The sequence below is a fragment of the Rhodococcus sp. P4_F5 genome, from assembly GCF_056401315.1.
The window spans coordinates 67,075-83,703 of record NZ_JBFUJP010000024.1 but is presented as its reverse complement, the minus strand read 5'-3'; the positions used below and the strand labels follow the sequence as shown (position 1 = coordinate 83,703).

At 72.0% G+C, this 16,629-nt stretch carries 7 protein-coding genes; 6 read left to right on the top strand and 1 reads right to left on the bottom strand.

Translation table 11 applies throughout. The annotated features are described in order from the left end of the window. The 3 genes from AC1DU4_RS12415 to AC1DU4_RS12405 all read left to right on the top strand — a co-directional run. The coding region (locus AC1DU4_RS12415) for an amino acid adenylation domain-containing protein (RefSeq protein ID WP_477840196.1) at positions 1-10,459 on the top strand (10,459 nt) is incomplete at its 5' end. A gap of 76 nt (positions 10,460-10,535) precedes the next feature. Then, entirely contained in the window at positions 10,536-11,777 is a 1,242-nt protein-coding gene (gene mshC / locus AC1DU4_RS12410; RefSeq protein WP_477840195.1) for a cysteine--1-D-myo-inosityl 2-amino-2-deoxy-alpha-D-glucopyranoside ligase, read from the top strand. Between the two features lie 123 nt (positions 11,778-11,900). Next, the gene (locus AC1DU4_RS12405; RefSeq protein ID WP_477840194.1) at positions 11,901-12,302 is read left to right on the top strand and encodes a DUF1622 domain-containing protein; all 402 of its coding nucleotides are present in this window, start codon (positions 11,901-11,903) and stop codon (positions 12,300-12,302) included. A gap of 36 nt (positions 12,303-12,338) precedes the next feature. Here AC1DU4_RS12405 and AC1DU4_RS12400 read toward each other — a convergent pair whose 3' ends face one another. Further along, positions 12,339-13,331 (bottom strand): NAD(P)/FAD-dependent oxidoreductase, encoded by a 993-nt coding sequence (locus tag AC1DU4_RS12400; RefSeq protein ID WP_477840192.1) that lies wholly within the window; start codon positions 13,329-13,331, stop codon positions 12,339-12,341. A gap of 91 nt (positions 13,332-13,422) precedes the next feature. Here AC1DU4_RS12400 and AC1DU4_RS12395 point away from each other — a divergent pair, with 91 nt between their 5' ends. The 3 genes from AC1DU4_RS12395 (at position 13,423) to AC1DU4_RS12385 (ending at position 16,562) form a co-directional block, all read left to right on the top strand. Next, the gene (locus AC1DU4_RS12395) at positions 13,423-14,019 is read left to right on the top strand and encodes a helix-turn-helix domain-containing protein (RefSeq protein WP_477840190.1); all 597 of its coding nucleotides are present in this window, start codon (positions 13,423-13,425) and stop codon (positions 14,017-14,019) included. A 99-nt stretch (positions 14,020-14,118) separates the two neighbouring features. Then, the gene (locus tag AC1DU4_RS12390; protein WP_477840188.1) at positions 14,119-14,919 is read left to right on the top strand and encodes a CPBP family intramembrane glutamic endopeptidase; all 801 of its coding nucleotides are present in this window, start codon (positions 14,119-14,121) and stop codon (positions 14,917-14,919) included. Positions 14,920-15,386: 467 nt separating this feature from the next. Beyond that, positions 15,387-16,562 (top strand): PE-PPE domain-containing protein, encoded by a 1,176-nt coding sequence (locus AC1DU4_RS12385; protein WP_477840186.1) that lies wholly within the window; start codon positions 15,387-15,389, stop codon positions 16,560-16,562. Positions 16,563-16,629 lie beyond the last annotated feature (67 nt).

The following is a 16,629-nucleotide window of genomic DNA, read 5'->3' as shown; positions in this document are numbered from 1 at the left end:
GGCCGCGGCGGCGGACGGGACGCTGCCGGCGGTGCCGGTGAACGGGACGCTGCCGGACCTGTTCGCGGCGGCGGCCGCCGCCGGCCCGGACACGATCGCCGTGGTCGCCACGGGCATGCGGGTGACGTACCGCGAGCTCGACGAGCGTTCGAACCGGCTGGCGCGCTGGCTGATCGACCGCGGCATCGGTCCGGAGTCGGTGGTCGCCGTGATGATGGACCGGTCGGCGGACCTGGTGGCCGCRCTGGTCGGGGTCGCGCGGTCGGGTGCGGCGTACCTGCCGGTGGACCCGTCGTATCCGGCGGCGCGAATCGGATTCATGCTCGACGACGCGGCACCGGCCTGCGTGCTGGTCGACGCGAGCGCGCCGTCGGATCTCGGCGGCGGCAGCGTCAGCGACGGCGGTGCCGACGCGCCCGTGGTGCGTCTCGACGACCCCGACGTCCGCGCACAGCTCGACGCGCGGGACACCGCGCCGGTGACCGACGCCGACCGCACCGGTCCGCTGCACGCGGATTCCGTCGCCTACGTGATCTACACGTCGGGTTCGACCGGTAGGCCCAAGGGCGTCGCGGTGACCCACCGGAACGCGGTGACGCTGCTGACCGGAGCCCGCGCCGTGCTCGGCTTCGGCGCGGCCGACGTGTGGACGATGTTCCACTCGTTCGCGTTCGACTTCGCGGTGTGGGAACTGTGGGGGGCCTTGGGGTTCGGCGGCCGGCTGGTCGTCGTCGAGCATGACACCGCGCGGTCCCCGGACGAGCTGCGGCGCCTGCTGGTGGCCGAGTCGGTGACGATGCTGAGCCAGACGCCGTCGTCTTTCTACCAGTTCGCGCGGGCCGATGCCTCGGCCGACGGCGGCACCCTCGCGCTCCGCTGGGTGGTGTTCGGCGGCGAGGCGCTGGACGTCGCCCGGCTCGCCCCCTGGGTCGACCGGCACGGGTGCGACGCACCGGCTCTGGTGAACATGTTCGGCATCACCGAGACCTGCGTGCACGTGACGTGGCGGGTGATCGACGTCGCGGCGGTCACCGGGCCGCGCCCCACCGGGTCGGTGATCGGCGGCGGACTTCCCGGGGTGCGGGTGTGGGTGCTCGACGAGCGCCTGCGTCCCGCACCGCTCGGGGTCGCGGGCGAGTTGTACGTGTCGGGTCCGCAGGTGGCGCGGGGATACCGGGGACGGCCCGGACTGACCGCGGGACGCTTCGTCGCCGACCCGTTCGCGGCGTCGAGCCGGATGTACCGCACCGGCGATCGGGCCCGGTGGACCTCGCGCGCCGAGCTCGAGTTCCTGGGGCGCAGCGACTCCCAGGTCCAGATCCGGGGATTCCGGGTGGAGCCCGGGGAGGTCGAGTCGGCGCTGTCCGCGGTTCCGGGTGTCGCGTCCGCGGTCGTGCTCGCACAACCCGGACAGGTCGACGGCGGCGCGCGGCTGGTCGCGTACGTGGTCCCGGAGCCCGGCGCCCGCCTCGACCCGGTGGCGGTCGCCGAGGCCGTCGGCCGTCGGCTGCCCGGACACATGGTGCCGTCGGTGACGACGGTCCTCGCGGAGTTCCCGATCACCGCGCACGGCAAGCTCGACCGCGCCGCGCTCCCCGAACCGCGACCCGAGACCGTCGGTGGGAGGGCGCCCGGCGCCGGCACCGAGCGCGTGCTGGCGAAGCTGTTCGCGGAGATCCTCGGCGTCGAGACGGTCGGTGCCGACGACTCCTTCTTCGGGCTCGGCGGCGACTCGATCATGTCCATCCAACTGGTGTCCCGGGCGAAGGCCGCGGGGGTGACGTTCACGCCGCGCGACGTGTTCGAGCGCCCCACCGTCGCGGGCCTCGTCGGGGTCGCCGACCGCACCGACCCCGACGACGTCGTCGAGCTGCCGGAACTGCCGGGCGGCGGCGTCGGCGACGTTCCCCTCACACCGATCATGCGCTGGATGGTCGAGCGCGGGGGAGCGCCGGGTGGTGGCGACTTCCGTCGCTTCTCGCAGTCGGTCCTGCTCGAGGTGCCCGCCGGAATCGACGGCGACACCCTGACGCGCGCGGTGGGCGCGGTCCTGGACCGGCACGACATGCTGCGGTCCCGGCTGCGTCCGGACGCCCGCTCGGCGTCCGGATGGCGGCTCGAGGTGCGACCGCCGGGTGCGGTGCCCGCCGACACGGCCGTGCGGCGGATCCCGGTCGACACCGTTGCCGGAGCGGGCTTCACCGCGGCCGCCCGCGACGCGCTGGAAGCGGCCGCGGATCTGCTGGATCCGGAGTCCGGCATCATGATCCAGTTCGTGCACCTCGTCGGGGGAGACGCGGCCCGGCTGCTCGTCGTCGCCCACCACCTCGTGGTCGACGGGGTGTCGTGGCGGATCCTGATCCCCGACCTCGCGATCGCCTGCACGCAGGCCTCGGACGGCGCGGAACCGGACCTGCCGGCGACCGGCACGTCGATGCGGACGTGGGCGGACGGGCTCGTGCGGGCGGCGCGGGAGCGCGCCGGCGAGCTGGACCGGTGGTTGTCGGCGGTCCCCCGAGCGCCGGCGGGACGCGTTGCGCGCGAGCTCGATCCGTCGGTCGACGTGGCCGGCACCGTCGAGCGCGTCGAGGTGGAACTGCCGGCCGACGTGACCCGGGGCCTGACGACGACGGTGCCGCGGGTGTTCCACGGCGCAGTCGACGACGGTCTGCTCACCGCGCTGGCCCTCGCGCTCGTGCACTGGCTGCGTGGTCGCGGCGCCCTGACCGACGACGTCGCGGTGGCGCTCGAGGGACATGGCCGGGAGCCCCAGGTGGTGCCGGGCGCCGACCTGTCCCGCACGGTGGGGTGGTTCACGTCGATCTACCCGGTGCGCCTGGACCTGTCGGGCGTCGACGTCGAGGAGGCCCTCGGCGGTGGCGCCGCCGCCGGTGCGGCGGTGAAGGCGGTCAAGGAGCAACTGCGCGCGGTGCCCGACCACGGGATCGGGTACGGACTGCTCCGGTACCTGAACGACGAGACCCGGCCCGAGCTGAGCCGGTTGCCCGAGCCCGAGATCAGCTTCAACTACCTCGGTCGACTCGTCGGCGGCTCCGATCCGCGCGGAGACGGAAGTTGGCTTCCCGTCACGGAGTCCGGCCTGCACGACGCCGTCGCGGCCGGTCTGCCGGTGGCATTCGCGATCGACGTCAACGCGGTGACGGTGCCCGGCCCGGACGGCCCGCGGATCAAGGCGACGTGGGCGTTCCCACGCCGTGTGCTCGATGCCGCGGACGTGCAGCGGCTGGCGCAGGGGTGGATAGTCGCGGCACGCGCGGTGGTCGCGCGGGCGGACGCGCCGGGTGCGGGCGGTCGGACGCCGTCGGATCTGGATCTGGTGCACCTGGACCAGTCCGCGGTCGAGCGGTTCGAGGACCGGTTCCCGTCGCTGTCCGACGTGTGGCCGCTGACTCCGATGCAACGCGGCCTGTTCTTTCACGCCGAACTGGCCGACACCTCGGTGGACGCGTACCTGGTGCAGCTGATCCTCACCCTCGGCGGCGTCGTCGACTCCCGGCGACTGCGGCGTGCGGTCCAGGGCGTGCTGGACCGGCACGCGAACCTGCGGACGGGATTCGTGCGGGCGCCGGAGGGGGAGGCCGTGCAGATCGTCCAGGACGGGGTGGCCGCGCCCTGGGCGGAGACGGACCTGCGCGCGTCCGCCGAGCCGGCGGCGTCGGAGCGGTTCGCCGAGATCCTGGCCGAGGACCGCACCCGCCCGTTCGTCATGGCGTCGCCGCCGCTGCTGCGAATTCGTCTGGTGCGCATGCCCGGTGGCACGAGCCGACTGGTCCTGACCAACCACCACATCCTGCTCGACGGGTGGTCGACGCCGCTGCTGCTCGCCGAGCTCGTCGTCCTCTACGCGACCGACGGTGACCCCTCCGCGCTGCCGCGGGTGCGCCCGCACCGGGACTACCTCGAATGGCTCGCGGCGCAGGACCGGTCGGCGGCGCTGCGCGCGTGGAGCGACGCCCTCGACGGGCAGGAGGAGCCGACCCTGCTGGTCCGCGCCGGGTCCGCCACGACCGCGCAGTCCACCCCGTCGCGGGACCTGCCTTACGAGCTGGACGTCGAGACGACCGCGAGGCTGCGGGCCCTCGCACGTGAGCGCGGGCTGACGCTCAACACCGTCGTCGAGGTCGGGTGGGCGATCGTCCTCGGACTTCTCACCGGCCGCGACGACGTCGTGTTCGGCAGCACGGTGTCCGGGCGGCCCCCGCACGTGCCCGGCATCGAGTCGATGATCGGGCTGTTCATCAACACCGTGCCGGTCCGGATCCGGCTCGATCCCGCGGAGACTCTGGGCGCGTTGCTCGACCGGGTGCAGGCGGAGCAGTCGTCGCTGCTCGACCATTACCACGTCGGGCTCACCGACATCCAGGGCGCGGCGGGACCGGGTGCCGGCTTCGACACGCTCACCGTGTTCGAGTCCTATCCCGTGCCCGGCGAGCTGTCCGCGGACGCCGACATCGCGGGGATGCGGGTGACCGGCATCGAGGTCCGCGACTCCGCCCACTACCCGCTGAGCGTGGTCGCGTCCACGACCGACCGTCTGCGCCTGACGATGAAGTTCCGCCCGGACCTCCTCGGACAGACCGCGGTCGACGCCGCCGCCCGCCGACTGCTGCACGTCCTGCGCGCGATCGGCGACGATCCGGGGCGGCGCCTGGCCGGACTGGACCTGCTGACCGCGGACGAACGCCGGGTGCTGGCGCCGGTGCGGGGAGGTCCGCGCGGCGCGGCCCGCACCCTCCCGGAGATCCTCGCGGCCGCGGCCGCCCGCAACCCGGAGGCGATCGCGCTGGTCGCCGACGGGCGCGAGCTCACCTACGCGGACCTCGACGCCCGGTCCAACCGGGTCGCACGGGCGCTGATCGACCACGGTGTGGGGCCGGAAACGTACGTGGCGCTGGGTGTTCCACGGTCCGTCGAATCGGTTCTCGCGATGTGGGCGGTGGCCCGCACCGGGGCCGCGTTCGTCCCGGTGGACCCGGACTATCCCGCCGAACGGGTGCAGCACATGCTCGCCGACTCCGGTGCCGTCGTCGGGCTCACCGTCGCGGCGCACCGGCACCGGCTGCCCGACACGCTGCCGTGGCTGACGCTCGACGACCCCGGATTCGCCGCGGACTGCGCTTCGCGATCGCCGGCGCCGGTGGCCGACACCGAGCGCACGGCGCCGCTGCGGGTCGACAATCCCGCCTACCTGATCTACACCTCCGGATCCACCGGCGTGCCCAAGGCCGTCACCCTGACTCATCGGGGCCTGGGGAACTACGCCGACGAGCAGCGGGATCGGTGCGCGGTGACCGCGGGCTCCCGGACGTTGCACTTCTCGTCCCCCAGCTTCGACGTCTCGCTGCTCGAGTACCTGTTGTGCTTCGCGGCGGGCGCGACCATGGTGATCGTGCCCCGCACCGTCTACGGCGGCGCGGATCTGGCCGCGGTGCTGAAGAAGCAGCGCGTCACCCACGCCTTCATCACGCCGGCCGCGCTCGCCTCGATCGACCCGACCGGGCTCGACGATCTGCAGTGCGTGATGGTCGGCGGGGAGGCGTGGCCGCCGGAACTCATCGCGGACTGGATGCCGCAGCGACGAATGGTCAACGTGTACGGGCCGACGGAGACCACGATCGTCGTGAACATCGAGGACTGTGTGCCGGGAGTCGCGCCGATTCCGCTGGGCGGGCCGATCCGCGGCGTCGCCGAGACGGTGCTGGACGCGCGACTTCAGCCGGTGCCGGCGGGCGTCGAGGGCGAGGTCTACATCGCCGGCCCGGGCCTGGCCCGCGGCTACCACCGGCGGGCCGGTACGACCGCCGGACGTTTCGTCGCCGACCCGTTCGGCGAGGCCGGCGGGCGGATGTACCGCACCGGCGACGTCGGGGTGTGGACCCCGGACCGGAAGCTCGAGTACCGCGGCCGCAGCGACTTCCAGGTGAAGGTCCGAGGCTTTCGCATCGAACTCGGCGAGATCGACGCCGTGCTGGCGGCACATCCCGACGTGCGGTTCGCGGCCACGCTCGGGCGCCCGGGGCCGGGCGGCGACACCGTGCTGGTGTCCTACGTGGCAGCGGCCGGCGGCCGGGACATCGCCGTCGACGACCTCCGGGCGCGGTTGGCCGCGCAGGTCCCCGGCTTCATGGTGCCGACGTCGATCGTGGTGCTCGACGACATCCCGCTCACGCCCACCGGGAAGCTCGATCGCCGCGCGCTGCCCGATCCCGAGTCCGGTCACGCCGCGGAGGTGTTCAGGTCGCCGACCAACCCGATGGAGGAGGCGGTGACCGAGGTGTTCGCGACGGTGCTCGAGGTGGACCGGGTGGGCACCGGCGACGACTTCTTCGAACTCGGCGGCAATTCGCTGTCCGCGACGCGCGTAGTCGCCCGGCTCCGGGAGACCCTCGGCATCGATCTGGGGGTCCGCGCGCTCTTCGCCGCGCCGACCGCGGCGGCGCTGGCCGAGCGCATCGAACACGGGGCGGCGGGCGCGTCCGGCCGTCCCGTCCTCGAGGCGACCGAACGGCCCGACGAGGTGCCGCTGTCGCCCGCGCAGCAGCGGATGTGGTTCATCAACCAGTTCGACCCGGCCTCGCCCGCGTACAACGTCCCCCTCGTGGTGCGCCTGTCGGGTGCACTCGACGTCGAGGCCCTCGACGCGGCGCTGGCCGACGTCGTCGACCGGCACGAGTCGCTGCGCACCGTCTTCCCGGTCGGGCGCGACGGCCCGGTTCAGCAGATCTGCCCGGCGGCCGAGGCGGCGCCCGCCATTCGGCCGGTGCCGGTCGCCGACGAGCACGAGCTGGCCCGGCGGATCCACGCCGAGGTGTCCGCCGGTTTCGACGTCACCGCCCGGGTGCCGATACGTGGCGCGCTGTTCGTGCGCGGTGCCGACGAGCACGTCCTGGTGCTGGTGGCCCACCACATCGCGGTCGACGGGTTCTCGACCGGCCCGCTGTCCCGGGACCTGGTCCGCGCGTACGCCGCGAGGGCGGCGGGCCGCGCGCCCGAGTGGTCGCCGCTCGCGGTGCAGTACGCCGACTACACGCTGTGGCAGCGCCGGCTGCTCGGTGACGACCACGACCCCGGGTCGGTGGCCGCGCGGCAACTCGACTACTGGACGTTGACGCTCACGGGGGCACCGGATCTACTGGGGCTGCCGACCGATCGGCCACGCCCACCCCAGCAGTCGTTCCGCGGCGGCCGAACGGGCTTCGCGATCGAACCGCGGCTGCACCGCGGGATCGAGGAGTTCGCCCGGCGGCACGGGACGAGCGTGTTCATGACGGTGCATGCCGCGCTCGCAGTGTTGTTGAGCCGTCTCGGCGACACCGGCGACATCGTGATCGGCACCCCGGTCGCGGGCCGCGGGGAATCGGCTCTCGACGACCTGGTGGGAATGCTCGTCGGCACGCTCGTGCTGCGCACCCGGATCGAGGCCGCGCAGTCGTTCGCCGATCTGGTCGCCGCCGTGCGGGAGGTGGATCTCGGCGCGTTCGGGCACGCCGACATTCCGTTCGAGCGGGTGGTCGAGGCGCTCGATCCGCCGCGCTCGACCGCGTACTCCCCGATCTTCCAGGTGGCGTTGGAGTTCCAGAACGACACGCGGGCCCGCCTCGACCTGCCGGGCCTGACCGTCGAGGGCCTCGCCCCGCCGTCCGGTGTGGTGAAGGAGGACCTCGAGTTCGTGCTCGCCGAACAGTTCGACGGCTCGGGCGCCCCGGCCGGCATCGCCGGAAGCATCGAGTACGCCGCGGACCTGTTCGACGCCGACACCGTGCGCGGTTTCGCCGAACGGTTCCTCCGGGTCCTCGAATCCGCGCTCGCCGATCCGCACTGCGCGGTCGGTGACCTGGGGATCCTGCGCGACGACGAACAACGCGACCTCACGCCGGCGCACGGCGGCCCCGACGCCCCGGAGATGCTGCTGCCGGGGCTGTTGGCCCACGCCGGGCAGGATCCCGATGCGGTCGCGGTCGCCTACGACGGCGACGAGGTGTCGTACGGCGAGCTGGACCGGCGGTCGAACCGGCTGGCGCGGATGCTGATCGGCCGCGGCGCCGGGCCGGAGCGTTACGCCGCGCTCGGGTTGTCGCGGTCGTTCGAGTCGGTGCTCGCGGTGTGGGCGGTCGCGAAGACCGGGGCGGCCTTCCTGCCGGTCGACCCGGAGTACCCGGCCGGCCGGATCGAGCACATGCTGGACGACTCCGGCGCGGTGCTGGGGGTGACCGTCGCCGGGGCGCGCAGTCGTCTGCCGGACGACCTCGACTGGGTGGTGCTCGACGACGCCGACACCACCACGGTGGTCGCAGGCATGTCGGACACGGAGGTCGTCGACGCCGAGCGGATCCGCCCCCTGAGGGCAGAGAACCCCGCGTACCTGATCTACACGTCCGGGTCGACCGGCATCCCGAAGGGCGTCGTGCTCACCCACCGGGGCCTCGCGAACCTCGCCGCCGAGGAGCGCACCCGCCTGAACGTCACTCCCGGCGCCCGCACCCTGCACTTCGCGTCCCCGAGCTTCGACGCGTCGGTGTTCGAGATCGTGATGGCGCTGTGTGCGGGCGCGACCATGGTGGTCGTCCCGCCGGACGTCTACGGGGGCACCGATCTGGCCGCAGCCCTGGAGGCCGGCCGCGTCACCCACGGATTCCTGACCCCGACCGCGCTGGCGTCGGTGGATCCCGACGGGCTCGACTCGCTCCGCACACTCGTCGTCGCCGGTGAACCGTGCCCCCCGGAACTGGTCGCGCGATGGGCGCCGGACCGCACGATGCTCAACGCGTACGGCCCCACCGAGACCACGATCATGGCGAACATCAGCGATCCGATGACCCCGGGCGCGCCGATCACGCTCGGCGGGCCGATCCGCGGCGTGTCCGAGCGGGTGCTCGACGCGCGCCTGCACCCGGTGCCGCGTGGCGTGGTGGGGGAGCTGTACGTCGCGGGGCCGGCCCTCGCCCGCGGCTACCACCGTCGGCCGACGTTGACGGCCGGCCACTTCGTCGCCGATCCGTTCGGCTCGCCCGGTGCCAGGATCTACCGCACGGGTGACCTGGTCCGTCGACGGACCGACGGCGCGCTCGAGTACGTCGGCCGCAGCGACCTCCAGGTGAAGGTTCGCGGCTTCCGCATCGAACCCGCCGAGATGGATGCCGCGCTGACCGCGCAGGCGGGCGTCGGGTTCGCGGTGACGATCGCCCGTACCGGGCCGGCGGGCGAGACGCTGCTGTGCTCGTACGTGCGCGCGGCCGGGGACGCGCACCTCGAGCCCGACGAGCTCCGACGCGGGGTGGCGCAGCGACTTCCGAGCTACATGGTCCCGGCGTCGGTGACGGTGCTCGACCGGGTCCCGCTCACCCCGACGGGCAAGCTCGACCGCGACGCGCTGCCGACCCCGGAGTTCGCGTCTGCCGCGACCGCGTTCCGGGAACCCGCGGGTCCGGTGGAGTCTGCGGTCGCATCGGCATTCGCCGCGGTCCTGGGGGTGGAGCGGATCGGCGCCGACGACAGCTTCTTCGACCGCGGCGGCAACTCGCTGCTGGCGACCCGCGCGGTGACCGACCTCCGCGAGCGCCTCGGACGGGACGTCTCGCTCCAGATGCTCTTCCTGGATCCGACCCCAGCCGGAATGGCAGGCCGGATCGGCGCGACGGCCGCCGTCGGGGTCGAGGACGCCCTCCGGGTCGTGATTCCGCTGCGCGGCACCGGAACCGGCCGCCCGCTGTTCTGCGTTCATCCCGGAATCGGGTTGTCCTGGGGGTACGCCGGACTGGTCCGGTACATACCCGCCGAACGCCCCGTGTTCGGCCTGCAGTTGCCCGCGATCACCGGCGGGCCGGCCTACGGATCGATCGGGGAGCTCGCGCGTCGGTACGTCGACGAGATTCGCGCGATCGCTCCCGAGGGACCGTACGACCTGCTCGGCTGGTCCCTCGGCGGCGTCCTCGCGCACGCGATGGCTGTCGAGCTGCAGCGCCAGGGCGAGTCCGTCTCGACCCTGGCGGTCATGGACAGTTACCCGGACGACGGCGCGGACCCGATGCTCGGACGGCTCGAGCTCGCGGAACTGCTGCGCGGTCTCGGGCTGGACGTCGGAGCGCCCGACGAACATCGGGACCTGACCTACGACTCCGCGGCGCGCATGCTGGGCGAGTTCCTCGGGAACGAGGGGATCACCGCGGCACACCTCGAGCGGATCAACGACGGTTACGCGCACTCACGACTGCTGGTGCACCGCTTCGTGCCGGGTGTCTTCGACGGCGACCTGCTGGTGTTCCCGGCGCAGCGCGGGCAGGAGGGAGACACCGACCGCACGGCGCAGGAGTGGCGGCCGCTCGTCACCGGCGCCATCGACGAGTGCCCGGTCGACTGCGGGCACAACGAGATGATCGAGCCGTCGTCGCTGGCTGTGATCGGTCCCACGCTTGCCGCGCGACTCGGGCGGCGGACCTGAGCGGTCGGAGTCGGGACCACCTTCTTGGACCGACTCGTGCGGATCGCGTGTCCGGGCCTCGGATAGGCTCGGGGCCATGCAGTCCTGGTCCGACATTGCCGTTCCCACCGTCCCCGGTCAGGGTCCGCCCCTGCGCCTTTTCGACACCGCGGACCGCCGGGTCCGGCCCGTCACGCCGGGCGCCGTCGCCACGATGTACGTCTGCGGGATCACCCCGTACGACGCGACCCACCTCGGTCACGCGGCGACCTACCTCGCCTTCGACCTGGTGAACAGGCTCTGGCGCGACGCCGGGCACGAGGTGCACTACGTGCAGAACGTCACCGACGTCGACGACCCGCTGTTCGAGCGGGCCGAGCGCGACGGCGAGGACTGGGTGGTGCTCGGCATGCGCGAGACCGCGCTGTTCCGCGAGGACATGGAGGCGCTGCGGGTGCTGCCGCCGCGCGACTACATCGGCGCGGTCGAGTCCGTGAACGAGGTCGTCGAGATGGTGGAGAAGCTGCTCGCCGCCGGGGCCGCGTACGTGGTGGAGGACGCCGAGTACCCGGACGTCTACTTCCGGGCCGACGCCACCGAGCAGTTCGGCTACGAGTCGGGCTACGACCGCGAGACCATGGAGCGTTTCTTCGCCGAGCGCGGCGGCGACCCGGACCGCCCCGGCAAGCGGGACCCGCTCGACGCCCTGGTGTGGCGGGCGCAGCGGCCGGGCGAGCCGTCCTGGCCGTCGCCCTTCGGTGCGGGCCGGCCCGGCTGGCACATCGAGTGCTCGGCGATCGCGCTCAACCGCATCGGCTGCGGGTTCGACCTGCAGGGCGGCGGCAGTGACCTGATCTTCCCGCACCACGAGTTCTCCGCCGCACACGCCGAATCTCTGGTCCTGGAGCGGCGTTTCGCCCGGCACTACGTGCACACCGGGATGATCGGGCTGGACGGCGAGAAGATGTCCAAGAGCCGCGGCAACCTGGTGTTCGTCTCCAAGCTGCGGGGCGAGGGCACCGACCCGATGGCGATCCGGCTGGGCCTGCTCTCCGGTCACTACCGGACCGACCGGGCCTGGACGGACGAAGTCCTCACCGCCGCCGAGCAGCGGCTGGACCTGTGGCGCCGGGCCGCCGCACGGCCGACCGCGCAGAACGCCGAGGACACCGTCGCTCGGCTGCGTCAGCACCTGGCCGACGACCTCGACACCCCCAAGGCCCTCGACGCGGTGGACGGCTGGGCGCGCCGCGCCGTCGAGCACGGCGGCGCCGACGCGGCGGCGCCCGGTCTGGTCTCCGACGCGGTGGACTCGCTGCTGGGCGTGTCCCTGCGCTGACCTCCGCCGCCTTCTCCCCAATGTCACACCGGGTCCCTTGGGGATCCCCGATGTGACATTGGGGACGGGGGACTCCGGCCGGTTCGGTGGGCGGGGGAGCGTCACCTCGGATTAGATGGGCAGATGGACACAGTCAGGTTCTTCGAGCTGGCGACCGAGACCTTCGAGGTACTCGGGGTCCTGTCGATGGTGGTGGGGTTCGTCTTCGCGTTCGTCCTCGCCGCGATCACCTGGAAGCGGACGGACGACGGCGCGCAGGCGTTCAAGACCCTGCGCGAATCCCTCGGCGGGGCAATCCTGCTCGGCCTGGAGCTGCTGGTCGCGGCGGACATCGTCAAGACCGTCACGTCCACACCGTCGCTGACCGACGCGGCAATCCTGGGACTGATCGTGCTGATCCGGACCGTGCTGAGCCTGTCCATCGAGGTGGAGATCGAGGGGGTGCCGCCGTGGAAGCGGGCGCTGACCACCGGCCCGCAGGTGCTGGCCCGGGCAGCACGTCAGGCCGGCGACGAGGCGCGCTGACGCGGCCGGCATGAACCGCCGGCCGCGATCGCCTCGCTAGGCCGTGACAGCCGAATCCTGCTGTCCCCGAGGCGAACCGGCGTCGCGCCGGGCGGCGACGGCCAGCCGGGTGTCCTCGGCGATCAGGTCCGCATTCAACGCGGCGCCGGCCATCACCCCGGCCGCGGCGGCCCCGATCACCTGGGCGCGCGGGTCGGTGACGTTGCCCGCCGCCCACACCCCGGGCACCGTGGTGGCGCCCATCGCGTCGACGGGGATGTGGGTGCCGATCACGTGGCCGCCCATTTCCATCTCGGCCGGCTCGAGGCCCAGGCCCGCGAGGAAGTCGGCGCGGGCGGTGAAGAGCGGTGAGACCACCAGGGCCCGGCAGTCGACGCGCTCGCCGGTGGCCAGCTGCACGCCGCTGAGCCGGTCCTCGGACACCTCCAGGCCGGTCACCTTCTCGGCCACGACGGCGATGCCGCGGGCGGCGAGCTGCTCGGCCTCGTCCGCGGTCGGCTCGGGGCCGTCGTGCAGGAACAGGGTCACCTCCCCGCTCCACTGCCGCCACATCAACGCCTGGTGCACGGCCAGCGGTCCGGTGGACAGCACGCCGATCCTCTGGTCGCGGACCTCCCAGCCGTGGCAGTACGGGCAGTGCAGCACCTCGCGACCCCACCGCTGTGCCAGGCCCGGTACGTCGGGCAGCTCGTCGACCAGCCCGGTGGTGACCAGCAGCCGCCGCGAGGTCACCCGGCGGCCGTCCGCCAGCTCGACGCGGAATCCGCCGTCCGCCGCCTCGGCCGTGGCGACGCTGGCGGTGACCAGCTCGGCGCCGTAGCCGGCGATCTCGTCGCGCCCGTCGGCCAGCAGGGTGGCGGGGTCGTTGCCCTCGCGGCCCAGGTAGTTGTGCATGTGCGCGGCCGGCGCGTTGCGCGGCGCGCCGGCGTCGACGACCAGGACGGAGCGGCGGGCCCGTGCCAGCGTCAGTGCCCCGCTGAGCCCGGCCGCGCCGCCGCCTACGACAACGACGTCGTACTTCTCGTTCATGTGTGCTCCTCGTGCTCGTCGGTGGGCTCCGACTCTGCGCCCACGGACGGGACGGTGGCAAGTTCTGTTGCCGAGACGGCAAACTGAGGGGATGAACGAAGACCCGCACGCCCTCGACGACGTCCTCGACGCGGTGGGGCCGCGGCTGCGGGTGCTGCGCCTGCAGCGCGGTGCGACGCTCGCACAGCTGTCGGAGTCGACCGGGATCTCGGTCAGCACCCTGTCCCGGCTCGAGTCCGGTCAGCGACGGCCCACGCTGGAGTTGCTGCTGCCGTTGGCGCGCGCCCATCAGCTTCCCCTGGACGAGCTGGTCGACGCGCCCGCCACCGGCGATCCGCGGATCCACGCCCGGCCGATCAGCCGCAACGGGATGGCGATCATCCCGTTGACGCGGCGGCCCGGYGGGGTGAGGGCGTTCAAGCACGTGATCCCGCCGCACACGCCGGCCGGCGAACCGAAACTCCAGGTGCACGAGGGCTACGAGTGGCTGTACGTGCTCTCGGGGCGGCTGCGGCTGTTGCTCGGCGAGCACGACATCGTCATGACGCCGGGGGAGGTGGCGGAGTTCGACACCCGGACCCCGCACTGGTTCGGCAACACCGGCGACGAGCCGGTGGAGATGCTCAGCCTGTTCGGCCCGCAGGGCGAACGCGCGCATGTCCGCACCCGGCCGGGCGCGTCCACCTGACGCGACACGCCGACGGTCCGGGGCGGCCCGGGTGCGCGTGGCGCGGGTCCGGCTGCGAGGATTGCGCCCTGCGTCGAACTACCCAAAAGGGGCATACAGATGAGTGGCACCACCGGCGCACACGCGCTTCCGGAGCAAACGGCACCCGAGCGGTTCGGTCACCTGATCGAACGTCGCGACGAGGCCGACTTCCCCTTCTACAACGACAGGCCCGCGGCGCTGTCCGTGCGCCAGTGGCTCCTGGTGCTCGCCTCCGTGGTGGTGGGTTTCGCGGCACTCATTCTCATTCCTCAGCCCAACAACTTCGTGGCACTGATTCCGCGGATCCTGTTCGTCGGCATTCCGCTGGGCGTGCTGGCGGTGGTGACACGGGATCACTGGCGGGCGCTGTTCCGCCGGGTGCACGGCCGCGACGTCCGCACCATGATCGGCTTTGCCGTACTCAACCTGGTGGTCACGTTCGCCCTCGCGCTGGTCGTCAGTTCCCTGTTCGGAGCGGCCGAGAATGACGCGATCTCGGAGGCCGGCAGTGGCGGCGCACTCGACACCGTTGCCTTCTACGTGGGCACCGGCTTCCAGCTGGTCGGCGAGGAGGTCTTCACGATCATCCCGTTCCTCGCGGTCATGTACTTCCTGTTCACCAAGGTGAAGGTGTCTCGCAAGACCGCGATCCTGCTGGCCTGGCTGATCAGTTCCGCCTGGTTTGCCGCCGCCCACCTGCCGACCTACGACTGGAACTTCGCCCAGGCCTTCATCGTCATCGGCGGCGCGCGACTCGTCCTCACCCTGGCCTACATTCGGACCAAGAACCTGTGGGTGTCCGCGGGTGCGCACATCATCAACGACTGGACGTTGTTCACCCAGGCCGTAATCGTCAACGCGGCGTTGATCGCGATCTGAGTCGGCTGTCGAAGGGGCCCGACGAATGCGCCGGCCCCTCGGCCTGGTCTTGGTGGCCAGGGGTGCCCATGATCCGGCGTGAAGACTGAATTCCGGTGTGCAGCTCACGGGTTCGCCGATGCGATGTTGGAGTAGCAGCCGTTGAGCGACTTCACCCGATTCGTCTTGGAGGTCGGAAAGTTGCGTCGCCGCCGCGTGTAGTCGATCTGCCAGTGCACCGACCTCCACCGCGAGGCGAGGCTGCGCGGTCTGGTGGTCTGCCCGCGTCGATCCCCGTATCACCGCGCCAGGAGGCTGCTCTTCGACCGCCGCGTGCAAGTGTGACGCGCAAGGTCAAATTGTTGTCGTCCGAGGTCAAGTGGCGCCTTGTTTTCCTCGTCACACTGGACTGATCCCGTGGTTGCTTCACTCTCTCTGCAATCACTTCACGCGGAAGGTCCGAACAATTGAGTACTGCGGCAAGAGGTATGAGGACCGCGGCGCTGGCACTAGGGGGTGCCGCCCTGCTCGGCGTGTCAGCCGGTGTGGCACCCAGCGTCGCGCTTTCGGCGCCGACAGCGCTGGTGATCGGGTCCACGGGGCTCCCCGATCCCGTCAGTGACCCCGTCTACATTCCCCGCATCGAGCGTTTGTACTTCCCGTTCACGTCCTGCGGCGAGGCGCCATGCGACGTCGTTGCCGTGATCACGCCAGAAGAGCTGGCTCCGTTTGTCGGTGCGAAGTCGCTGGACCAATCGGTGGCCGAGGGCTCGGAGTCCGTCACGACGGCCGTTGAGCGACAGCTGGCGGCGGACCCAACTGGCAACCTGGTGATTGCCGGTGGTTCCCAGGGAGCCATGCTTGCCACGTTGGAGAAGAACCGGCTGGCGGCCGACCCCTCGGCCCCGCCGCCCGGCCAGGTGCAGTTCGTGTTGTTCGGCAACGAGTACCGGCCCAACGGCGGACTGCTGTCGCGTTTTCCAGGTCTGTCCATTCCGCAGCTGGGCGTCACGTTCGGTAACCCCACCCGAACCGACACCGGATATCAAACCCTCGATGTCGCGATGCAGTACGACGGGTTCGCCGACTTTCCCCGCGACCCCTTCAACGCGCCGGCGGTCGCCAATGCCGTGTTGGGCATCCTCTACATCCACGGCAGCGACACGATGGAGGGCTCGATAGCAGCCAAGATGGGCATCCCCACGACCCGGACGGGGCCGGACGGATACTCGGCGGACGAGTACCAGGGGCTGCTCGCCGATCAATCCAATCGACAGACCTACGGCGACACGACCTACATCACCATCCCGACGCGCGATCTGCCCCTGCTGCAGCCGCTCCGCGATCTCGGTGCGAGCACGGGTACGACTGCGTTCACCGCGCTGGCCGACTCTCTCGAACCGACCCTGCGGGCGGACATCGACCTCGGCTATGACCGCACCATTCCCTACGGTGAACCGACACCGGCGCCGACACTCGCGCCTGTGAGCTCCGCAGGTGCGGTGCACGACGCCGTCGCGGTGTCTCCGGTCGGCGAACAGCTTCTGGGGGCGGTCGATTCGGCGATCGCGGCGTACGCGCCGCTGATCGAGCGGGCTGTCGACCGGGCGGACACTGCGCTGGCGGGATTGGTTGCGGGCGGAGCTGTCCCTGCCACCTCTTGACACAGGTGGCCCAGCGCACCGCCGGTCTGCGCAGCCAACCAACTGCGGCCTGTTGCCGTGGTGCGAG

Coding starts and splice junctions, on each gene's coding strand:
- AC1DU4_RS12405 (WP_477840194.1), top strand. CDS start 11,901: ATGGACACAGTCAGGTTCTTCGAGCTGGCGACCGAGACCTTCGAGGTA.
- AC1DU4_RS12385 (WP_477840186.1), top strand. CDS start 15,387: ATGAGGACCGCGGCGCTGGCACTAGGGGGTGCCGCCCTGCTCGGCGTG.
- AC1DU4_RS12400 (WP_477840192.1), bottom strand. CDS start 13,331: ATGAACGAGAAGTACGACGTCGTTGTCGTAGGCGGCGGCGCGGCCGGG.
- mshC (WP_477840195.1), top strand. CDS start 10,536: ATGCAGTCCTGGTCCGACATTGCCGTTCCCACCGTCCCCGGTCAGGGT.
- AC1DU4_RS12390 (WP_477840188.1), top strand. CDS start 14,119: ATGAGTGGCACCACCGGCGCACACGCGCTTCCGGAGCAAACGGCACCC.